Annotated in this window: 18 protein-coding genes; 7 read left to right on the forward strand and 11 right to left on the reverse strand. The window is 58.0% G+C overall.

Going from position 1 to position 22,199, the window contains the following annotated elements; translation table 11 throughout:
- Positions 1-129: 129 nt before the first annotated feature.
- The gene (locus tag QP904_RS09200; protein ID WP_200288139.1) at positions 130-1,173 is read right to left on the reverse strand and encodes an RNase H family protein; all 1,044 of its coding nucleotides are present in this window, start codon (positions 1,171-1,173) and stop codon (positions 130-132) included.
- Between the two features lie 252 nt (positions 1,174-1,425).
- Between QP904_RS09200 and QP904_RS09205 the strand changes: the two genes are divergently transcribed.
- The 3 genes from QP904_RS09205 to QP904_RS09215 all read left to right on the forward strand — a co-directional run bounded on the left by QP904_RS09205 (position 1,426) and on the right by QP904_RS09215 (position 4,450).
- Entirely contained in the window at positions 1,426-2,328 is a 903-nt protein-coding gene (locus tag QP904_RS09205; protein ID WP_023020727.1) for an endonuclease domain-containing protein, read from the forward strand.
- A 188-nt stretch (positions 2,329-2,516) separates the two neighbouring features.
- The gene (locus QP904_RS09210; protein WP_034656254.1) at positions 2,517-3,680 is read left to right on the forward strand and encodes an NRAMP family divalent metal transporter; all 1,164 of its coding nucleotides are present in this window, start codon (positions 2,517-2,519) and stop codon (positions 3,678-3,680) included.
- The gene (locus QP904_RS09215; RefSeq protein ID WP_374048524.1) at positions 3,671-4,450 is read left to right on the forward strand and encodes a putative hydro-lyase; all 780 of its coding nucleotides are present in this window, start codon (positions 3,671-3,673) and stop codon (positions 4,448-4,450) included. Before QP904_RS09210 ends, QP904_RS09215 begins: the two co-directional genes overlap by 10 nt.
- Here QP904_RS09215 and QP904_RS09220 read toward each other — a convergent pair.
- The 6 genes from QP904_RS09220 to QP904_RS09245 all read right to left on the reverse strand — a co-directional run bounded on the left by QP904_RS09220 (position 4,447) and on the right by QP904_RS09245 (position 12,476).
- Positions 4,447-5,067: a GntR family transcriptional regulator gene (locus QP904_RS09220; protein WP_239206261.1), complete on the reverse strand. Its 621-nt coding sequence runs from the start codon at positions 5,065-5,067 to the stop codon at positions 4,447-4,449. The genes QP904_RS09215 and QP904_RS09220 overlap by 4 nt on opposite strands.
- 68 nt (positions 5,068-5,135) lie before the next feature.
- A complete protein-coding gene (locus tag QP904_RS09225) occupies positions 5,136-6,917 on the reverse strand; it encodes an acetyl/propionyl/methylcrotonyl-CoA carboxylase subunit alpha (RefSeq protein WP_248099724.1) in 1,782 nt (593 codons plus the stop codon).
- Entirely contained in the window at positions 6,907-8,481 is a 1,575-nt protein-coding gene (locus QP904_RS09230) for a 5-oxoprolinase subunit B/C family protein (RefSeq protein WP_284835949.1), read from the reverse strand. The genes QP904_RS09225 and QP904_RS09230 overlap by 11 nt, the downstream gene beginning before the upstream one ends.
- On the reverse strand, positions 8,481-9,242 hold the full coding sequence (locus QP904_RS09235; protein WP_284835950.1) for a LamB/YcsF family protein: 762 nt from the start codon (positions 9,240-9,242) through the stop codon (positions 8,481-8,483). The genes QP904_RS09230 and QP904_RS09235 overlap by 1 nt, the downstream gene beginning before the upstream one ends.
- Positions 9,243-9,452: 210 nt before the next feature.
- Entirely contained in the window at positions 9,453-10,016 is a 564-nt protein-coding gene (locus QP904_RS09240; protein ID WP_284835951.1) for a CAP domain-containing protein, read from the reverse strand.
- A gap of 561 nt (positions 10,017-10,577) precedes the next feature.
- On the reverse strand, positions 10,578-12,476 hold the full coding sequence (locus tag QP904_RS09245; RefSeq protein ID WP_284835952.1) for a fructose-specific PTS transporter subunit EIIC: 1,899 nt from the start codon (positions 12,474-12,476) through the stop codon (positions 10,578-10,580).
- A gap of 103 nt (positions 12,477-12,579) precedes the next feature.
- On the opposite strand from QP904_RS09245, the gene QP904_RS09250 reads away from it, so the two are divergent.
- Positions 12,580-13,089, forward strand: a complete 510-nt coding sequence (locus QP904_RS09250; RefSeq protein WP_200288129.1) for a 2'-5' RNA ligase family protein — start codon at positions 12,580-12,582, stop codon at positions 13,087-13,089.
- On the opposite strand, the gene QP904_RS09255 is transcribed toward QP904_RS09250, so the two are convergent.
- The 4 genes from QP904_RS09255 to QP904_RS09270 form a co-directional block, all read right to left on the reverse strand.
- The gene (locus tag QP904_RS09255; protein WP_200288128.1) at positions 13,086-14,279 is read right to left on the reverse strand and encodes an amidase; all 1,194 of its coding nucleotides are present in this window, start codon (positions 14,277-14,279) and stop codon (positions 13,086-13,088) included. The genes QP904_RS09250 and QP904_RS09255 overlap by 4 nt on opposite strands.
- Positions 14,280-14,414: 135 nt before the next feature.
- Complete coding sequence (locus tag QP904_RS09260; protein ID WP_200288127.1) at positions 14,415-15,320, reverse strand: polysaccharide lyase family protein; 906 nt, start codon at positions 15,318-15,320, stop codon at positions 14,415-14,417.
- 21 nt (positions 15,321-15,341) lie between these two features.
- Positions 15,342-16,892 (reverse strand): alkaline phosphatase D family protein, encoded by a 1,551-nt coding sequence (locus QP904_RS09265; protein WP_259824916.1) that lies wholly within the window; start codon positions 16,890-16,892, stop codon positions 15,342-15,344.
- A gap of 81 nt (positions 16,893-16,973) precedes the next feature.
- Positions 16,974-17,582 (reverse strand): hypothetical protein, encoded by a 609-nt coding sequence (locus tag QP904_RS09270; RefSeq protein ID WP_259824914.1) that lies wholly within the window; start codon positions 17,580-17,582, stop codon positions 16,974-16,976.
- Positions 17,583-17,648: 66 nt separating this feature from the next.
- Here QP904_RS09270 and uriT point away from each other — a divergent pair, with 66 nt between their 5' ends.
- The 3 genes from uriT to QP904_RS09285 all read left to right on the forward strand — a co-directional run bounded on the left by uriT (position 17,649) and on the right by QP904_RS09285 (position 22,086).
- Positions 17,649-19,073 (forward strand): uridine transporter UriT, encoded by a 1,425-nt coding sequence (gene uriT / locus QP904_RS09275; protein WP_259824913.1) that lies wholly within the window; start codon positions 17,649-17,651, stop codon positions 19,071-19,073.
- 9 nt (positions 19,074-19,082) lie between these two features.
- The gene (uriH, locus tag QP904_RS09280; RefSeq protein WP_239205966.1) at positions 19,083-20,024 is read left to right on the forward strand and encodes a uridine-preferring nucleoside hydrolase UriH; all 942 of its coding nucleotides are present in this window, start codon (positions 19,083-19,085) and stop codon (positions 20,022-20,024) included.
- 307 nt (positions 20,025-20,331) lie between these two features.
- Positions 20,332-22,086, forward strand: coding sequence for a GmrSD restriction endonuclease domain-containing protein (locus QP904_RS09285; RefSeq protein WP_284835953.1), 1,755 nt, complete (start codon positions 20,332-20,334; stop codon positions 22,084-22,086).
- Positions 22,087-22,199 lie beyond the last annotated feature (113 nt).

Here is a 22,199-nt window from a genome sequence, read left to right on the forward strand (position 1 = left end):
CTCCCAGCGCGCCTCTTGTCGTTGGGTCCATACTGATCAGGCTGATCTGAAGGCCGGGCCGCCTCAGATCGGCCTTAATTCCCTCAATTCGGCTTGATCAGATCAGCCCCAAAGCCCTAAGCGTTCGGGTCACAACGCCAAGAGAGCTTTCTGGATCCCCTCGCGCAGAGTCTCGCGAGACTGCTTCATCGGATGCGCAATCGCGCGCAACCCCATGTACGCAATCTGGTCGGCCGCCCGATTCAGCGGATCACCCGCATGCCCAAGTACACGGCGAATGTCGACCTCGCATTGGCCTTGGATATCGCCCCAAGCTTGCTGGAATCGGGACCGCGCACCCGAAGACACCCCTCGCCACGTGCGCCCCGGCCGCGATGCTTTAGAGCCGCGCTTATGCACAATCTGCTCGACCGCCTCCAAAGCGGCTACGGAATCGGACTCAATAACCGCCTTGCGCGCACCCACCTTGAGCAGGTATTTCAGCGCGAGCGTCAGTGCTTCGAGCTCGAGCTCATCCGTGCTCGCCTTGGTTTCTCGAGTTCGTAACCGGTAGTCGCCGTTGCCCGCAACGAAGCACATCGACCCCTTGAATACGGTATCCGAGGAAGCGTCGGTGGCTATGCGAACCACGTCGCCCTTGGACCATGAGGAGGCGCGCGAGAAGTTCGGCCACCAGTGTGCTTTCGGCGTCTCTACCTGTGTCGCTTGCTTCTTTTTCGGTGCCTCACCCATCTTGCGCGCCTTCCGTGCAGTAAGGCCGGCTTGTTTTCGGCGCACGGAGCTCGCGCTCTTCGAAGCCCTATTTTCTTCCGCAAAGCTTCCCGTCACCGTGAAACCGTCTGCCGTGAGTGCCGCTCGCAACGCATTCTGCCTGCGACCAGTGACAATCCACACCCGTCCGTCGAGTCCCTTGAGTGCGCGTTTGACCTCCCGTACGGCGATATCGACGATATCGCCCTTCTTAGTCTGGCCGCGGCGCACAAAACGCGTCTGCTTAGTATTGACCGCGATGACCCAGCCTTCGATGGTGCCGTTGGGGGCGGAATCCCAACGCTCGTCCCAGAGCGCGACCGCAACATGGATTGGTGCCGAGACCATGTCCGAGGTGATCTTGCGGGTACCGTAGGTGCGCGATTGCGTACCGGTAAGTTCTGAGAGCTCGATGGGTTCCATTATCTCTAGTAAAGCACGGTTAACCGCGCTGCTGAATTATCCCCGCACACCACCGCATTGAACTACTTCCCCTTAGGTCGAATGTGATCGAGCCGATCTGAGCACAACCCGCCCTCAACTCAGCCTCAACGCTCTCAATTCGGCCCGATTACCTTGGACCTAAAGTTCCGCCTCTCACTGAAGGTTCTCGGAAGTTCACCTTCCTGAGCCCCATAACGCGTGCTCCGCCCCTCCAGCAGTGAAGATGAAACCATGATTACAGATCACTTCATCAACCTTCGTTACGCCGGAGCCGAAAGTCCGCACCACTTAGCCCTCCAGTGCGGTGAGCTCACCCAGATAGCGCCCTGGGTCGCCGTTCCCACGGCCACCTGGAGGCAATGGGTGCGCCATAAACAACAATTCGCCAAAGTAGTCGCTGCCGGGTGGAGCACCCACCGCGCCGTCCTCATCAGTAAATCGGCCGCGCGGCTGTGGGGAATGTGGGTAATTTCCAGGAAAGGGGAGGAGGTGGAGTTAGCGGTGCCTTCGGGAAGCGTTCCCCCACGCAGGCTCACCGCGAAGGGCTATCGGTACCGCCGGGTAAAGTCCCTCCAGGAATCCACGGTGACGGTAGCAGGTGTGCGCACCACGCATCCCGCCCGCACCTGCCTCGAAATCGCCCGGCTACACGGCTTCCCAGATGGCCTGGTAGCTACCGATTCTGCTCTCAGGCAACACGGCGTCACCACCTATGACTTGCGCGAAGAACTGGCAAGAATGCAGCGCACTAGGGGACAAGCAGCCATGCGTAAGGTTATCGAGCACGCGTATGGCGGATCGGAATCGCCCTATGAGTCCTATCTGCGAGCCCTCATTATCGAGCGTTTCCCGCAGGTGAAAATTGAGCCGCAGAAACCGCTGCTCGGGAAGTATCGGGCGGATCTCTGTCTCGATGGCTGGCTGGTGGTCGAGGTCGATGGCGATGCCAAATATGACGGTACCTACGGCAAGGAGCCCGTCCACGTGGTCAAGCAGCAGATAAAAAGGCAGCGAGCGCTAGAAAACCGCGGATACGTGGTGCTGCGCTTTGGTTCCAGCGAGGTGAAAGCGTCGGACGAGGCATTGCGGATAATTGCTAGCCACTTGGGAAAACGCGGCAGGAAAGTAGCCTAGATCACCCCCGCGCCACCCCACAAAGCATAAAAGTTGTTGAACAAAAGGCATAGCAACCCTTAAGATGATGCGCATCACAAATTTAATGCGACCTGCATCACGAAAGGTAAAATCTAGTGAGTGCTGAGACATCACACGCCACTCCGGCGCGGGCGGAGGACAAGACCCCGCCAAAGGGCCTCGGCGCCATGGCCGGTGCCATGTTCCTCATGGCCACCTCCGCTATCGGTCCGGGATTTTTGACCCAGACCTCGGTCTTTACCGTGCAGATGGGGGCTTCTTTCGCGTTTGCGATTATGCTGTCCATCCTCGTTGACATTGCCATCCAGCTCAATGTGTGGCGAGTGCTGTGTGTAAGCGGCATGCGCGCAAATACCTTGGGTAATACCGTTCTCCCCGGCCTGGGCTGGGTCCTCGCCGTATTCGTTTTTATCGGCGGCGCGGTCTTCAATATTGGCAATATCGCCGGTTCGGGCCTCGGTATCAACGCGATGCTGGGCATCGATGCGCGCATCGGCGGCGTCATCGCCGCAGCTATCGCCGTCTTTATCTTCCTCTCCCGCAAAGCCGGCATGGCACTTGACCGCCTTGTTGCCGTCCTCGGTGCGGTCATGATCCTGCTCATGCTCTACGTCGCGGTGGTCAGCCAACCACCGGTGGGCGAGGCACTAAAGAATACCGTCGCGCCAGGCGAGATTGACTTCTTCGTCATTACCACCATCATCGGTGGCACCGTGGGCGGCTATATCACTTTTGCCGGCGCGCACCGACTCATTGATTCTGGCCACACCGGCGTGGAAAACGTCAAGAACATTACCTATACCTCGGTCAGCGGCATCGTGGTAACCGGCATCATGCGCATGCTCCTCTTCTTGGCGGTGCTCGGCGTGGTAGCCACTGGGGTGGCGCTTTCCGATGACAACACCGCGGCCGATGCGTTCTACCATGCCGCTGGCGAGTTCGGCCTGCGTGCCTTCGGCGTAGTCCTCTTCGCTGCCGGTTTGTCCTCCGTTATCGGTGCGGCCTATACCTCGGTGTCCTTTGTGACCTCCCAGGAGACCTCGACGCGCACCCGTAATATCCTCACCATAGTCTTCATTGTGGTGTGCACGGTGGTCTTCGTGGCCATTAACTCCGCTCCGCAGAAGCTGCTCATCTTCGCTGGTGCCATCAACGGCCTTATCCTGCCCATTGGCTTTGCCCTCGTGATGTGGGTGGCCTGGCGCCGCCGCGACCTTTTGCATGGTTATAAGTACCCCAAGTGGCTTCTGGTCATTGGCGCCTTGGCGTGGGTACTGACCATCTTTATTGGTTTCAAGGCCTTTTCCGGCATCACCGAACTATGGGCTTAATGCGGACCCCGGAGCAGGTGCGCGAGTATGCGCGCACCCATGAAATGGCCACCACCGCTGGCCATGCCCGTGGCTTTATGCAGGCTAATCTGCTGGCGGTGCCGCAGGAATACGCCTTCGATTTCTTGCTTTTTGCCCAGCGCAACCCCAAGCCGTGCCCAATTGTGGGCGTGCTAGAGGCGGGGCAGTACACCTCCGAGCTACTTCCAGGTGGAGATATCCGCACCGATATCCCCGCCTACCGCGTCTTTGAAAACGGTGAGCACAGTGCCACGCTTGGCGACGCCACCTCGTACTACACCCCAGACATGGTCAGCTTCCTTATCGGCTGCTCCTTTACCTTTGAAACTGCCCTGCAGGATAACGGCATAGAGGTCGCGCACATTGCCCAGCAGCGCAATGTGCCGATGTTCAAGACCTCGATTCCTACCACCCCGGCCGGGGTCTTTTCCGGTCCCATGGTGGTGTCCATGCGGCCTATCCCGGCCGCACAAGTCTCCGATGCCGTGCGCATTACCTCCCGCTACCCCTCGGTTCATGGCGCCCCAGTGCACGTAGGTGACCCAGCGGCCATCGGCATTGCGGATCTCTCGTGTCCAGACTTTGGCGAGCCGGTAGAAGTAACAGACGGCTGCCTACCGGTCTTTTGGGCCTGTGGTGTCACCCCACAAGCCATCGTGATGGAATCCAAGCCGCGCCTGGCTATCACGCACGCGCCGGGGCAAATGTTAGTGACAAATGCCCGCGATCAAGATTTTCTCATTCCTTAATCCTCGAGCACGGCGAGGATCTTGCCGCACGTATTCATGAGGCTGTCATACGTAAGCGTGGCAGCCTCATCCCGTTTTCCATCTGCGATGAGCGTGGCCAAGGTGATATTTCCTTGAATATGGTCCGCATGTAGTTGCGGGTAGCGCGGGATGGCCAAGAGGAAGGTAAGCCGCATGCGGGCGAGTAGATTATCCATCTGCTCATTCAGGGTGGGGGAGCCTAGCGCGGCCACCAGCGTGCGGTGGAAGCGCTGATTGATGGCGGAGACTTCCTGGTGCTCGCCGCGCGCCGCGTAGTCGAAGGCAGAGGAAGTGAGGGTGACGAGTGAGGGGGCGTCGGCAAAAGCGCCCCAACGCACCGCCGCCGGTTCGATGGCTGCGCGGGCGGCGAAGAGATCACGGATATAGTCTGCATCTGGCATTGCGAGGAAGACACCCCGGTTGGGGATGCGCTCGACAATGCGCTCCGCGGCGAGCCTTGTGAAGGACTCACGCAGGGTATTGCGCGAGCAGTTGAAGCGTTCGGCTGCCTTGACCTCGCTGAGGCGCTCGCCGGGCTGGAATTCGCCTGCGGAAATGGCTTCGCGCAACGCGGAGGCGACAGACTGGGAAAGCATGCTCACAACTGTACTAAAAAGTTGTGCACCTCACATTGAATATGGGGTGCACAACCACTAGACGAGCATTAATCGATGGTCGCTATAACCTTCGAGGAATCCAGACGGTCTCCCTCAGCAGCCAAGAGCTTGATGGTGCCGCCGCGCGGCGCCTTAATAGCAGATTCCATCTTCATGGCCTCTACGGTGGCGATGGCGTCACCTTCGGCTACGGTATCGCCGTCTGCAACATTCCAAGCCACGAGGTTGGCCTCGAATGGGGAGGTGACCGCGTTGTCATCGGTGGACTGCGCACCAGCCGAAGATGGTGCTGTGGATGCAGAGCCGCCGGCCGAGGCGGCGCCCGGTGCGGCAAGGAAGTCTACTGGAACGCCAACGTTGACCAGCTTGCCATCGATCTCCACGGCAACATTGCGGCGCTGGGTGTAGATGGCTTCGACCTTTTCCACCTGGTTGGCGGCAGATGGGCGGTAGTTGTGGTCAACCCAGTCAGTAAAGACACCAATCTCGGAAGCCCCCGCTGCAGCGGCATCCTCTGCTGGGGCAGCGGTACCGATGAGCGCAGGCTCGTCCATCATGTCGCGGTGGAACGGCAGCACGGTGCGCACGCCGGTAACGGTGAATTCGCGCAGGGCAAAGCGGGCGCGGGCCAAGGCGATCTCGCGGGTCGGGCCCCATACCACCAGCTTGGCGATCAGGGAGTCATAATACGGCGGGATGATGGAGCCAGAGCGTACCGCGGAATCCACGCGGATGCCCGGGCCGGTCGGCGGCTCGAAGGAGACAATGGTGCCAGGGCACGGAGCGAAGCCATTGAGGATGTCTTCGGCGTTGATGCGGAACTCAAAAGCATGGCCGTGGGATTGTGGATCCTCATCGAAGGACAGCGGCTCGCCGGCCGCGATGCGGAATTGCTCAGCGATGATATCGGTACCGGTGACCGCCTCGGTAACGGGGTGCTCGACCTGGACGCGGGTATTGACCTCGAGGAAGGATATGGTGCCGTCTTCGGAGACGATGTACTCGACAGTGCCGGCACCGACATAGCCCACCTTGGCGCAAATGGAGCGGGCGCCTTCGATGATGCCGGTGCGCTGGGCGTCGGAAAGCGCGGGTGCTGGGGCTTCCTCAATGAGCTTTTGGAAGCGGCGCTGGGTGGAGCAATCGCGGGTGCCGAGCACGCGGACATTGCCGTGCGTATCGGCCAGCACCTGGGCCTCGACGTGGCGCGGGTGGGTGAGGAATTTTTCAACGTAGCACTCGGCGCGGCCGAAAGCCTCCATGGCCTCGCGGCCAGCGGAGTTGAACGCGCCCTCGATTTCTTCCATGTTGTCCACGACCTTCAAGCCACGTCCGCCGCCACCATAAGCGGCCTTGATGGCAATGGGCAGACCGTGCTCTTCGGCAAAGGTGCGGGCTTCTTGCCAATCATCGATGGGATCAGAAGTACCCGGCGCCAGTGGCGCGCCGACCTCTTCGGCCACGCGGCGGGCAGCAATCTTGTCACCGAGTAACTCAATATGCTCGGGCGAAGGGCCAATCCAAATCATTCCGGCTTCAGTCACCGTGCGGGCAAAGTCGGCGTTTTCGGACAAAAAGCCATAGCCTGGGTGAATAGCATCAGCGCCGGCACGCACCGCGATATCAAGCAGCGCGGGTACGTTCATGTAGGTATCGGCAGCCGTATTGCCCGGCAGCGCATAAGCTTCATCTGCTACCTGGGTATGCAAAGCACCCGCATCTGCTTCGGAGTAAATGGCGATGGACTTAATGCCTAGGTCGCGGGCGACGCGGGCGATACGCACGGCAATCTCGCCGCGGTTAGCAATGAGGACGGTTTTAATCTGCATTTTTATCTCCAGTGTTCAAGGCTTGAGGTGCTACGAGTTCAAAGTTCACGCGTGCGCCGGGTGGCAGCTGCGCGGCAATATCGATATCTTCTTCCAACACAGTGGCAATGACGGGGTAACCGCCGGTCACAGCGTGATCGCGCAGGAAGACTACGGGTTTGCCATTCGGTGGGATTTGGATGGAGCCGGCGACCATGCCCTCAGACGGAAGCTCGCCGTCTTTAACGCGCTCAATTGGCTCATCGCCATCGAGGCGCAGGCCCACGCGGTTGGAATCTGAGGTGACGGTCCACTCGGTATCCAGGAAGGCGGAGACATTATCGCCAAACCAGTCATCGCGGGGACCGAGCACGCAGCGCAAGGTAGCGCGAGTTTTGCCATCGGAGCTTTCGCGCACGCGCAGTGGGTTGGAAAGCTGGGCATCGGTCATGCCGGTAGAGCGCGGCAGCACGCCGATGACATCGCCGGTGGTGACCGGGTCCGGGCCAAGGCCAGAAAGGACGTCGGTGGCCGCGGAGCCGAGCTCGGACTCGGCGATGATGCCGCCGCGAATAGCCACGTAATTGCGCATGCCTACCGTTGCGGGGTCTACGGTGACGGTTTGCCCAGCCGTGACCAGCACGGGGCGGGCGAGGTGAACCGGCATCTCACCGAGGCGTACACGGGCGGTCGCGCCGGTGACGCAAATGACGGTATCGGTGAGCGCGTGGAGCTTGATTCCGCCGATATTTTCCAGCACCGTTGCCCCGCGCGGGTTGCCCACGGCCACATTGGCGGTAGCGGCGGCGGCGCGGTCCGCGGCGCCCGATGGGGTCACACCAAGGTCGCCCACGCCGGGGCGCCCCAAGTCTTGGTAGAGGGTGAGTAGGCCGGCATCGATAACTTCCATGCGCGGCAAGCGGGCAGGGGCGCGTTTCGAGCGGGCAGAGTGATCAACAAGCTCCGGCAGCTTATCCACGCTGCGGTAGCGCACGCGGTCACCCGGCTGTACCAAGGCTGGTGGGTTCGCATTGGAATCCCACATCGGCGTATTGGTAGTGCCCAGCAGCTGCCAGCCGCCTGGGGAGACGCGCGGGTACACCGCAGAAAACTCACCCGCGATACCCACAGCACCGGCCGGCACCGCGGTACGGGGATTGGAGCGGCGCGGCACCGCGCGGGCCTGGGACGGATCTGAAGGTGCGCAGTAGGTAAATCCCGGGGCAAAGCCACCAAAGGCCGCGGTCCACTCGGTGGAGGTATGCCAACTAATGAGTGCCTCGCGCGAAAGACCCAGCAGGTCCGCGGCCTCGTCGACATCCTCGCCGTCATAGAGCACATCGATTTCTACCGTGCGGGCCTCCGCAGCAGTCGCGGCGGCGGGGGAGAAGTCCTGCAGGAATTCGGCCGCATCACGCGCCGAATCCGGTGCTTCAAACGTCAGCAGTAGGGTGGTGGCGGCCGCGATGCAGTCCACCTGATTCTTCAATGGCTTGGCAGAAAGCGCCGCGTGCCAATCCATCACCTGGTTTAATCCATCCAGGTCAATGAGCAGCGCGCGCGTGCCCACAAAATTAATGTGCATTAGATAAAGCTCCGAATCTCGATGCCTTCTTCCCGCAGGCGCTCCACCACGCCGCGCAGCAGCTTCACCGCGCCGGGCGAATCGCCGTGGGTGCATACGGATTGCGCATCCACCTCTAACTTCGTGCCATCCACGGCCGTAATCGACCCGGTTTGTGCTACCTCCAGTACTCGCTGCACCACCTCATCGGCACTGCCTAGCACCGCATTGGCTTCCTTGCGCGAGACTAGCGTGCCATCGGGGTTGTAGTTGCGGTCCGCAAAGGCCTCACGGATGACGGTAAGCCCGCTGCGCTTGGCGACGTCCACCGCTACACCCCCTGGCAGCAACATCACCGGCAAGTCTCCAAAGGCCTTAATACCCTTGATGACGGCTTCTGCTTGCGCCTCATCTTTCACGATTGCGTTATACATCGCACCGTGCGGCTTCACATAGGAAACCTTGGTGCCATTGGCGCGGGCCAAAGCGTCGAGCGCGCCAATTTGGTAGGTCACCTCGTCTGCTAGCTCGTCCGGGTTGTAATCGATAAAACGCCGGCCGAAACCTGCGGCGTCGTTATAACCTACGTGCGCGCCTACGGTCACGCCTGCTTCTGCTGCCTCCTTGAGCGTGCCGGCAATCGAGTGCGGGTCGCCCGCATGGAAGCCGGTGGCCACGTTTGCGGAGGACACCATTTCCAGCATCGCCGCGTCATCTGCGACCGGATTGCCCGCAGTGGTTTCTCCCAAATCCGCATTGAGATCGATATGGAGCGAGGACATTCAACACCGTCCTTAAGATTGTTGAACAATTCGAATGTCATTAAGTGTAACCCTCGCCACTGACATTTGTGAAGGCGGTTACTTTTCATTTACCCGCGTGCGCACCCCCACCCATATACGGGAACCGCCCCGTCTCAGAGAAGGAAGCCGAGACGGGGCGGCATAGCTCGCTAGAGTCCAAGAGTCCCTAGGCTCTAGCTTTATAAATCTTTAGCGGCCGTAGTTCTGGACGGCGTAGAGCTTGCCTTCAGCGTTGATGGCAACGCCAACGCCGATGGTCTTGGCGCGTGGGTCCAGCATGATCTTGCGGTGGCCTGGGGACTCGTACCAGAGCTTTACTAGCTGCGCATCGGAGTAGTCGCTCCATGCCTGCAGCACGTTCTCACCGCCGGCCGGGATATTGGCCGGGTAGTAATTCCAGTGCTGCGGGCGGTGGCTGAGCTTATCGGCGCGAACCAGCTGATTGGCCCAATCCTGGGCTAGACCATTGAGCGCACCGTTGGCGCGAACCGGGCGCAAGCCGTGTGCCTTGCGGTGGTCGTTGGTGTAGTTGATGATGTTCTGGACGCGGCTGGAAGCTGGAGCGACCGGTTTTGCAGCGGCACCCGGAGCAACGGGAAGATTGGCGGAAGGTACCGGAAGGTTCACGCCACCGAAGCTGCTCAAGGAGCTCGATGCCTCTGCAGGAGCTACGCCAACGCCGAGGGCGACGGCTGCCGCAAGTGTAGGAGCGACGAACTTCTTGGCGCAGGAGTGAACTTTGGGGGTAAACATAAGCGGTGCCTTTCTGCTGGAACCTAGCGGGTATCACAAGGGTGGGAATCGCGGGGTGTTTACGGCGAATTTCCGTTCCTCTTCACTTAAAATTTAATCAATTACCACAGGGTAAAAGCCAACTGGCCAGCAATTATTAGGATTCCTAAAGATGATTTGCCGGAAAACTAATTACTTCTTAGTTATTTCTCGATTTGAGCTAGGAAACCCCTAAAATCCCTCAGTGACGGCGTTGAACGCCTCGCCTCACGGGGGTAATTTTCAATCCATATCTCAGGTTCCCGGAGAAATGAGGTTGATTTAAGGTATAAGGCCCTAGTTTTAAGCCAGCCACCGGCGAAACTGGCCGGTTTCTTGCTAGAGCCTATGAAGAACCTTGTGGTTTCTGGTTGTCATAAGATTTATGAGATTCCACCATGTCGGCACATAGTCTCGCCTGAGCCTTTTAGGCGCATTGCCCCGTTCGTGGGGGGCAGCAGAATCGCGGTATCTTCGCGCTGTTTAGACATAAAAAGAGCGCCCAGCGGAGAAATCGCTGAGCGCTCGCAAAAGTAAGGCTTTTTAAGCCTGGTTGGTCGCGGCCGCCTTGTTAGTAGAGGGGGCGGGCGAAAGGACCGAGGAAATGATGTCGGCGGCTTCCTTCCGGTTCCGTGCTCCGTGGAGTTGGGCGCGGAAGTCTTCCTTCATGATGTTGCGTGCGAGCTTGGATAATAGCTTGAGATGCTGCTTTCCGGCATCGTCGGGAACGGCGATAAGGAAGGCGAGGGTGGTTGGGTCCTCGCCCTCGGCCCACGTGACACCTTGGGGTAGGCGGGCGAAGGCAAGGGTGGGTACCTTTACCCCGGCAGACCGCGCGTGAGGAATGGCTACGCCGTGTCCCACACCGGTGGAACGGGTAGATTCGCGCTGCAATGCGGCGCTAGCGACCGCTTCCGCATCGGACATTCGCGGAGAGGTGAGCTTCACTAGGGAACGAATGACCTCTTCGCTGGAAGAGCCCAAGTCCTTATCCAGACTGATCGTGTCCACGGCTACCAGCGGTTTATCCTTGCGCTGCGTCAACCCCACTAGCAGAAGGATAAGGCCCGCGCAGACCGCGATGCCGGCGAGCATGGCGATAAAGAAACCTACGACATTGTCTACGGCGCCGAGCACCGCGACGATTGGCCCGCCGTGCATTACGTGGTCTTGCGCGCCAAATGCTCCGGCAAGTGCACCGGCTACGGCACCACCAGCAACATTGGCGGGAATAACTTGCAATGGGCGTGCGGCAGCGAGCGGAATAGCGCCCTCAGTAATGCCGAAGAATCCCATGAACAATGCCGCGATGCCGGCATCATTTTCCGCTTTGTTAAACCAGCGGCGACGCAGAAGCGTCGCTACGCCCACGGCAAGAGGTGGCACAGCAATGGCGCAGGCCGCCATGCCCATCGGCGCCGCGTTGCCAGCCGCGATCATGCCGCCGCCAAAGAGGAAGGCTGTCTTATTGAAGGGACCACCCATGTCGAAGGCAATCATGGCGCCAAGGATGAGGCCCAACACGATGACGGAGGATCCCTGCATGCCGGCGAGGTACTCAGTCATTGTTTCGAACGCAGCCGAGACCGGTGCGCCAATGAGCAAGATAAAGATAAGCCCCACGATGAGGGTGGTGAAAATCGGGATGACAATGATGGGCCAGATCGGTGCAATGAATTTGTGCACTGGAATCTTCTTAATGGCCAGGGCCACATAACCCGACAAGATACCGGTGACAATGCCGCCCAAGAAGCCGGCACCCGTTTCAGACCCATATAGTGATCCGGTGGTGGCGATGAGGCCAGTGATTAGGCCAGGCGCAAGGCCCGGTCGGTCCGCGATGCCCACAGCGATGTAACCGGAGAGAACTGGAACCATCAGTGAAAACGCCAGAGAGCCGAGTTCATTGACCGTGTTCCAGAAGCTATCTTCTGGAATCGCCATGCCCTCAGGCGTTGGGGTGCCACCGATAGAGAGGGCTACCGCAATGAGCAAACCGCCGGTAACCACGAACGGGATCATGTGCGAGACGCCGTTCATCAGCGCTTTGTACAAGGTCTGGCCAATACTCTTTTTGCGGGGCGCTTCTTCTTCCTTGTTGTCTGCGGAGCCTTCCCAGCGCGCAGCACTTAAGGACCTGCTTAATAGTTCCTTTGGGTGTTTGATGGCCTCGTCCACGCCGGTGGCCTCGAGGCGTTTGCCATGGAAGCGGTCTTTGGAAATTACAGTATCGGCACCAATGACAATGGCATCGGCGTCTTCGATATCTTGCTTGCTAAAGGTTCCTTCGACGCCGATAGAACCGTGAGTTTCAATCTTGATGCGGTAGCCCAGTTCTTGGGCTGCGGCCTCAAGGTTCTCGGCCGCCATATAGGTATGCGCGATGCCCGTCGGACACGCCGTGATGGCGAGGATGAGGGGCGATGATTCTGAAGTGCTCATGAGTCTTATTAAACGGCAAACGTTTGCGTTGGCACAATAGGGGATTGTCATCTAATGCGCCGGTACGCTGGAAGCACCCGACCGCAGAAAAGGACGCCACGCCGTGAGTAAAGCATCGCCGGATAATATCTTGCTCTACCTGCCGCAAAAGCAGGAAGACCAAGTACGCGAAATCTTTGCCGGCCTTGCCCAGCGCGGCTTTCCCGTCCAACATCAACGCCCGCACATTACTGTGACCTTTTCACCGCACATGCAGCCAGAGGTCGTGGATTTAGCGGCGCAGCTGCTGCCGCCTGTCATACCGGCAGATTTCCGGCGGGTAGGAAACGTCATTTTCGGCACCAAGCGCAAGCAGACGGTGGCTTGGCTACTAGAAACGACCGACGAGCTAGAAATTGCCGCGCGAAAAATCAGTGCCGCCAATCCGGACGGCCGCGGGCCGCGGTGGACCCCGCATCTGACCATGGGATTGCGCCTGCCGCGCGAGGAGGTTCCTGGCTATATCCACGCAATGGATGAGCTCACCTCAGCGCATTTCAAGGAGCTTAGCGCTGTAGAAGCCGCCTATTGGCGGCCGCGCACGCAGGAAAAGACAGTACTGGCCGAGGCCTAGAGCAGGGCTTGTAGAGCACGGGCAACGCGCAGCACGGTCAGGTCCTCGCCCGGCTTGCCGACGACCTGCACCGCATCACCCACGCCTTTTTCCTCTTCGCCGCGCAGCGGCACCGTAATCGCCGGCCATCCAAGCACATTGAAAGGCTCGGTCCAGCGTCGCAGGCTCGCGGCCGATTCCGCGGTATTCTCCGGGGTGATATCGGACCACTTGAGGGGGCCGGAATCGAGGGTAGGGGTAAGAATAATGGGGGCATCGCCAAGCAGGGCAAGAGCCTTTTCGCGCAGCTCTTTCACGCCCTGTGCGGCCGCGTCATAATCTTCTTGGCTGATATTTTCTCCGCCCAGCACTCGCTGCAAAATGACATCCTGGTACCTTTCGCGCTGGTCCAGCAACGGCCGGTGGACATCATAGACCTCTTTCAAGCGCATCGGCTCGTAGAGCTCGGCCGTGGCGGCGATGGTGTCTTCCAAGTCCACTCCCTCGGCGAGCTTAAAGTCCGAGTGCTCTAGCGCCGCCAAAAGATCTGCGAAGCGCTCTCCCTTGGCCTTGAGTGCCGTGACATCAAGAGCAGAAACATCCTGCGCCGCGGCCGGTTTCTCATCTGCGGTAGCAATAAAGGCCTGCTCAATGAGGTCAATTGAGCTGGCAAAGAATCCAATGCAATCAAAGCTCGGGGCGAAGGGGAAGACACCTTCTACTGGAATGAGCCCGAAGGTGGGTTTGAACCCCAGCACGCCCTGGCAAGCAGCAGGCACTCGCACCGAGCCGGCGCTATCAGAGCCCACCGTAAGCTGCAGCGCGCCGCAAGCCACCAAAGCGGCAGAACCAGAGCTCGAACCACCGCCGCAGATTTCGGGATCGCGTGGGTTGATAACGCGACCGTAGGCCGAGGCATCGCCCAAAATGCCATAGGAAAACTCCTGCAGGTTCGCCTTCGCTACCGGCAGCGCACCCTTCGCCGTCAAACGCTGCACCACTGGTGCATCCTTAACCGGTGCGCGCCCAACTTTGACCTTGGTGCCGCAGGTAGTAGCTACGCATGCCACATCCACGATGTCCTTGAACGCCACCGGTTGCCCCATGAGCGTGGGTGATTCATCCACCGCGTGCTCATCAAACGGGATGACGGTAATCACCGCGTTAAAATCCTGCTGGGCTCGGTGCAGGCGATCAGAAAGTGTAGCCATAACGGAAGCTAAGTCCTTTCAACGTCGGCGTCCTCTGCTGTTTACTATGTATTAGAAGAATGCAGATGTTACTACCGTACATCAGGAATCGGTGAACAATCTCCCGTTTCTAGGCAAAGCACCGCTTGCATGGTGTTACCCAGCAAAAATCCCCAGTGCATCCCATACCAGCCAGCCTCCTTCGCGGAGGGTGAAGACGAGCTGGTTCTCTCCTTCCTTCAGGGTATCTTCGGCGAGAGCAAACTCGATTGCTGCCGGTCGCAGCGGGGTCGGTTCCCCGCTGGCATCGCCTTGGCGCGAACCTTGCGTTGCGCCTTGCGGGAGCTCTATTTGTTTATGAAAGTCATTAATCGTGACGTCGAGAACACCGCCGAGCTTGGTGGTATCAATGAGCCACAGTGCCAGTGCCGCCTTTGAGGCAGGCTTATCCAATTTCACCGTCCACTTCAGCGTGTAGGATTTGCTGCCGGCCCATTTATCGCCGGGACCGGGGAGGAGATAAGGGACGTCGGCAGGCGTAGCATCCGGTCCAACGGTGATCGTCTGGTCTGGGTGCGCAGTGACGATCTTCTTGTAGTCCTTTGGCGAGTACTGGAACTCTGTGCCTTTTCGATCAAAGGAACCAATCGTGGCTAGCGCTTGGCCAGCAGTAACCGAAGGCAGGGAGGTAGACGTTGCCTTGCCAGAAGGAGCGGACTCGGTACCGGAAGCATCTACTACCTTGACGTAGTAGGACCACTTTTCACCGGCGACGTCGCGCCGGGAGTGGTGGAAAAAGGGGAAGATGGTCTTGCCCAACAGCACGTCTACACCATTGGGATCGGTGCCGATGACACGGTAGTGATCCAAGACGACGTCCCAGGAAACAGGCTCCCAAGTGACGTAATTTTCCATGAGCTGCGGTTCTGCCTGAATGTTAGCTACGGCCGGTGGAGCAGCACTCGCGGTAGGAGCTGGGGTAGAGGACCCTTGGTCAGAGGAATGTTTGCGGGAAGAACCGTGGCGAGAGGAAGAAGAGGAAAGCGAGCTAAAAAGTCCCATGATGAATTGTCCTTTCGGGGTTTAGAGGGAGCGCAGCGTGTGCTCGCCGGCATTGGTACGGAAGGAGAAAGCAGTCTCGCGCGGGGCGGTATCATCGCGCTCAATCCAGGGCACGACGACGAATTCGGAATCGAGGTGCTCGCGGGTAGCGTGCACTTTGATGTAGCCACGGCGCTTATCCATGGCCTTCACATATGGCTTTTCCAACCACTCGGTGCTCTTGGAACCGGCAAAGCCATCGCCATCGGAAGCAATGGAGGTGGCGACCAATTCCACGCCGACGGGCTGGCCCGATTCGGATTGAATCTCGGCAGCGCAGTGTTGGTGAATATCGCCGGTAAAGACAACGGGATCGCTTACCTTAGATAGGGACTCGATAAGGCGGCGGCGCGCTGTTGGGAAGCCGTCCCATTGGTCGGTGCTATCGGCGATTGGTACGACGACCACGCTATTGACCACCACGTTCCACTGTGCCGGGGAGGTGGCGAGCTTATCGTTGAGCCACTGCTCCTGTTCCGCGCCCAAGATGCTGGCATCCTCCGCGGATTCCTCGCGGTATTGGCGGGTATCGACCAGGTTGAAACGCATTAGCCTGCCCACGTCGAAGGAATCATAAATGCGGTTATTGGGGCCTTCGGGAAGCGCGGGCGGGGCGACCGGAAGATTCTCATAAAAGGCACGGTAGGCAGCTGCGCGCTGGTAGAGGAAGTGCTCGGCCTTGGTGCCAATCTCGGACCAATTGCCGGCGTAGTTATTTTCTACTTCATGGTCATCCCACACAATCGCCATCGCGGCGCGCGCATGCGCGGCCTGCAGGTGCTCATCAGATTTGAAGAGCGAGTAGCGCAGGCGATATTGCTCCAGAGTCTCCACCTTTGCCTTGAAAACATCGGGCACGCTTGCGCCCTGGCGCCACAAATTATCTCCTTCCACAATGCCGTATTCGTAGATATAGTCGCCCACGAAAATGGTCATATCCAGATCCGGCTCCTGCGCAATATGCTTCCACGGGGTGAAATAGCCGTGATACCACGCTTGACACGAAGCTACGGTGAAGGTGAAATCATCCACCTTCGCGCCGGGTGCGGGCAGAGTTTTAAACCGACCTACTGGGCTTACCTTGCCATCCACGCGGAAGCGATAAAAATACTCAGTTGCCGGCTCCAGTCCAGTGACCTGCGGATGTACCGAGTGTGCCAGCTCGCGTTGGGCTAAGGCCTCGCCCTGCTTGACGACGTCCCCAAACCCCTCATCCTTCGCAACTTCCCAACCCACGCGGACATCGCCACCGGTCATGCCGCCGTGACCATCCTCGGCCAGCGGTTCTGGGGCTAGGCGGGTCCACAAGATCATCGAATCGTGCCGCGGCGTACCCGCCGCTACGCCTAGGCCAAAAAGCTCCGAATCCTGCGGCAGATCACCACCTCGTGACGATCCCCATGAGCTCAGGCTCGACTGCGCACCCGCCTTTGCCGGTGCACTAATACCCGCAGCCACCGCCACGGCCGACACGCCTGCAATCTGCAGGAAGTTGCGACGATTGAAAGAAGAACGACTATTTGAATAAGGCATACAAAGCTCCACAAAAGGTTTAAAAGGAACTTTTCGAGCCTAAGTAGCCGTGGTGAATCGCTGGTTAAATCAGCATGAAATCTATGGACTCCAAGGATCGTTCTCGCGGCAGTACTCAGCCGAATGTTCTGCCTGGCAGTTAAACCACCACTTCTGGTTTTCAGCGCGCATCTGCTCAACCTCAGCGGAACGTGTCATATAAGCCGGGATGCTGGGATCATAATCCGAATCTGAGCCGCCAGTCCCGTTGCCTACCGGGGAGGAGCACTGAGACGGATCGGAGACGTAATGATCTGTTTGTGGGCACCGGTAGGGGTATTTTGCCATTTGCTCGTCGCGGAGGTTTTGGCATTCTTGCGCCCAGCGGATAGTTCCATCGCTGTACAAACCGTTGGTGGTCCAACTACCGCCGCCATAAACGCACTCGGTCAGGGTGGGTTCTGAGGTGGATTCGGTGGTGTTCGCTAGGGGAGCGTCGGCAAGCGAAGGCTCAGCTTCCGCTGTCGGTTGCGGCTCCGAAGAGGACGGCTCGGGCGCAGAGCTTGTGGAACTAGAGTTGATAGTTGAACTATTGGCCGTGCTGGAGGAACTAGTTGCGGTTGCTCCTGCCGGCTGCGAATCCGGAGAGGAACAGGAAGCCAAAGAAAGCATCACCGTTATGAAAGCGACGAAGTAGGAGAGAGTTTTCATAATCTATGGATAGTAGACAATGAGAAAATATCTGGAGCGCAGGATTCATCAACTACATTTAAAGCCATGACTTCCATCACCTCCGAGCCCCCAAAGCTCCAGCCCAGCTCCTATATCCCGTTGATGTTCGCACTGCTTACGGCGGTGTTTGCCTTCCAGCTCAATGCATCGATGCTTTCGCCAGCCTTGGCGACGATGGAAGACGAGCTAGGCGCCACCACCGCGCAGATCGGCCTGACACAAACGGCATTCTTTACGGCCGCGGCACTATTTTCGTTGTTTCTGCCGCGCTGGGGTGACCTCATCGGACGCAGGAAGATCCTCGTTGGCATGATGGCGGTAGCTGCGCTGGGGTGCGTGGTATCAGCTATTGCGCCGAACGTCGCTGTGTTGCTTATTGGCCGCATCATTCAAGGCGTGGCAGGTCCTACGGTCCCACTGTGCCTGATTATGCTGCGCCAGCAGGTACTCAATGAACAGCAGTACGCCCTGTTGCTGGGAATTGTGACCTCGGTAAACGGTGGTATTGCCGGCGTGGATGCGCTGGCCGGCGGCTGGCTGGCAGGCAACTTTGGCTACCGCTCGGTCTTTTGGACCATGGCAGTTCTGTGCGCCATTGCAGTAGTAGCGGTGCAGGTATTTACCAAGGAGTCCACGGCCGCCGAAACCCCGCGCATGGATTGGGCAGGAGTTCTACCTCTGGCGGTGGCGCTGGGTTGCGTTCTCACTGCGTTCAACGAAGCCGGCAAGCTTGCTGAGGCCAATTGGTTCCTCGTCATCATCCTTCTCCTCATCGGTGCCGCCGGCTTCTGGGCCTTCTGGAATGTGGAGAAGAAGGTCGCCGATCCGCTCGTACCGGTGGCCTACCTCAAACAACGCCGCACGTGGGCACTGCTTTCTACCACGCTGCTCACCATGACCGGTGTCTTTGCCGTGATGAATGGCCTTATCCCTAACCTTGGCCAGGATGCAGACGCCGGCGCCGGAATTTCTGCCAGCACCATTTCTTGGGTCACACTTACCCCGTACGCCCTCGCCGGCTTAGTCTTCGGCCCGATTGCCGGCTGGATGGCCTCCAAGTTGGGCTATAAGTACGTCCTGCAAACCGGCCTCGTAGGCACCGTCGTCGGCCTGATTATCTCTATTTTCGTAGTGGGTGCTCCGAACGCGTGGGCCCTGCTTCTCGTCTCTATTTTCCTGGGCGTGACCTACGCGGGCATTGCCAATATCATGCTCAATGGCTTAGGAATTGTGCTCTCGCCGGCCGATAACCAGGGCTATCTGCCCGGTATGAACGCCGGCGCCTTCAACCTGGGCGCGGGCCTGTCCTTTGCAGTGCTGTTCGCGGTTTCCGGGTCTTTCGAGCATGGTTACCGCGCGGGCATGATTGCCGGCGTCATCATTCTGCTTGCAGCCCTAGCTTTGTCCTTCCGCATTCCACGACCGGAGTCCATCGGTGACACCGTGGCGGCCGTCAACGCCCGAAAGTAGGCTCGTGGCATGACGCGAAAAATCATTCTGGACTGCGACCCCGGCCACGATGACGCGGTGGCCCTGCTTCTAGCCATGGGCAACCCCACCATCGAGCTGCTGGGAATTACCACCGTGGGCGGCAACCAGACCTTGGATAAGGTCTCCCATAATGCCCTGGTGGTCAAGGAAATCGCTGGTCACCCGGAGATTCCCGTTTATGCCGGCTGCGACCGCCCACTCGTGCGCCCCGTCGAGGTTGCCGAGGCTATCCACGGCTCCACCGGCATGGACGTGGAAGGCGTCCAACTTCCGGACCCAAGCACCGCGCTTGCCGACGCCCACGCCATCGACTTCATCATCGACACCATCATGTCTCACGAGCCCGGCACCATCACCCTCGTGCCTACTGGGCCGCTAACTAATATTGCGATGGCCGCGCGCAAGGAGCCGCGCATCGTCGAGCGCGTCAAGGAAGTAGTCCTCATGGGCGGCGGCTATCACGAAGGCAATTGGTCCCCAGTCGCCGAGTTCAATATCAAGATCGATCCTGAGGCCGCCCACATCGTCTTTGAAGAGCCTTGGCCCGTCACCATGGTTGGTCTCGACCTCACCCACCAGGCGCTTGCCACCCTGGAGGTCGAAGCAGAAATCAAGGCTTTGGAGACCCCAGTCTCGGAGTTCGTCGTCGGCCTTTTCGGCTTCTTCCGCAAGGCCTACCAGGCCAACCAAGGCTTTGATAACCCGCCGGTCCACGACCCGTGCACCATCGCCTATCTCATCGATCCGGACATCGTCCAGACCCGCAAGGCACCTGTCCACGTCGAGCTTGCCGGCGCCCTTACCACTGGCATGACTGTCACCGATCTCCGCGAGCCTGCCGACGCCTCCTGCCACACCCAAGTCGCCACCACCCTCGACCACGCCGGTTTCTGGCGCCTGGTTACCGACGCCCTCAAAAACCTCGCCTAGGCCACCTTCGCCCCTCAAGCCATTCAACTTTCAGCCACGTTATGGCCCCTGAACCTCCAGTTCCAGGCCATAACGTGGCTCTAATTTGCCTCTGCACGATACTCGAATATTTACCGGTACTCTCTGACGAAAGTTGAATCATATCGGGAGGCTTAAAAATTTTCTTAGGGCCACAGGTTATTCTTATACAGGTAAGTTCTCTGTCCCGATCCCGCGTTAATGCAGAGCTGTAGTGGCAGGCATCTCTGCCATTTGAAGCGGATTTTGGAGTTTTCTTTTGAACAAGTACACAGTAAACCAGCAAACGGTGAGTGTCATTCTTGGCTGGATTGAAAGCAACAACATTGCTATCCCTGAAATGCAAAGGCCATTTGTATGGACCAGTAAGAAAGTCAGAGACCTGATGGATTCCCTCTATCGAGGTTTTCCTGTCGGGTATCTTATTACCTGGCAGTCTCAAGCGGCTCCTGTGAAAGGTGGTGGCAATGCAGGCTACCAACAGATTCTTATTGATGGGCAACAGAGGACCACGGCATTGCGAGCAGCGGTAGCCGGTGAACCAGTTATCAACAAGAACTTTGAGAAAAAGCGAGTAATTATCAGCTTTAATCCTCAATCTGAGGAGTTCGCGACTGCAACACCATTCCTGTTGCGCTCACCTGAATGGATTTACGATATTCACGAGTTCCTCAGGGGTGACGATGTTTTTGAAGCCCTCGATGACTACTTGTTGAAGAACCCAGAAGCGGATCGGCGCATTGTAGGTAAGAACTTGCAGCAATTAATGGGGATCAAAAATGCCCAGATCGGCATTATTTCTCTTAGCGATGAGCTCGATATTGAAACTGTCACCGAAATCTTTGTGCGCATTAACTCCAAGGGCGTCCCGTTGAGCAGTTCGGACTTTGTTATGAGCAAGATCAGTGCGCAGGGGGAGCAGGGGCGGAACTTGCGCAAGACTATTGACTATTTTGCGCATCTGGCTGTCAGTCCACAGTCGTTTGAGGAACTCGAACGAGATACTGAGTTCGTGAAGACTAAATTTTGGTCCAAGATTTCTTGGCTCAAGAATGACTCAGAAGATTTGTACGATCCTACTTATGTCGATCTGATTCGTGTTGCATCAATGGTTGCCTTCCGGCGCGGACAAATTAGTTATGTGGTTCGTGAGCTCAGCGGCTTAGACCCAGAAACTCGTAAGTTCGACCCAGAACGTATCCCTGTGGCGTATGACAAATTCGAGGATGCGTTACTCCGCACAGTAAACGAATATAACTTCAAGAAGTTTCTTACGGTCGTTAAATCTGCGGGATTTGTGAGTAACAAGCTCTTTAGCTCCGTCAATGCAGTGAACTTCGCGTACGCTCTTTTCCTAATCATGAGGGAAGACAAGTGTTCTGACTCGGAAGTTAGCTCCGTAGTACGCCGGTGGCTGGTAATGATGCTTCTCACCGGACGAGCTTCTGGAAGTTTTGAGAGTGGGTTTGAACGAGATCTAGCTCGAATTGCTCGGCATGGCGCTAAGGTCGCTCTGCAAGAAATTGAGCAGAGCGACCTCACTGATGCGTTTTGGGACTTCGGCTTACCTCAACGTTTGGAAACCTCGAGTATCAATAACCCACAGTTCCGTTCATTTTTGGCAGCCCAGGTGAAGGCGAAGGCACAGGCTTTCTTGTCCAAGCACTTCAGTGTGCACGATATGATCGAAATTCAAGGAGACATTCATCATCTCGTTCCGAAGGACTACTTGCGGAAAAATGGTGTGAATGACAAACGTGAATACAACCAAGTTGCGAATTACGCGATGACGGAAACAGCCGTTAATATCCGCATCGGTAACCGTCTACCCGCGGAGTATTTGGGTGAGGTGAAGACTCAAATCGCTAATGGTGAGCCCACACTCGGAGAAATTGTTACAGAAGCTGAGCTTCGGAAGTCATTCGAAGAAAACGCAGTTCCCGAAAGCCTTTTTGAGGTGACAGTCGAGAACTTCGAAAGCTTCCTGGTAGAGCGTCGTAGATTGATGGCCAAGGCGTTGAAGGACTACTACTTTTCACTCTAATCCGATGTCTTAAGGAACATTGTTCTTCGGAAGACGGTCTTCACTAGCTCCATACAATGTGCCCTAGTGGTTTTAAATGCATTCGAGGTCACGCCTAGACTCGGAAGGGACAC

The organism is Corynebacterium nasorum, from assembly GCF_030229765.1.
Classification (GTDB): Bacteria; Actinomycetota; Actinomycetes; order Mycobacteriales; family Mycobacteriaceae; genus Corynebacterium; species Corynebacterium kefirresidentii.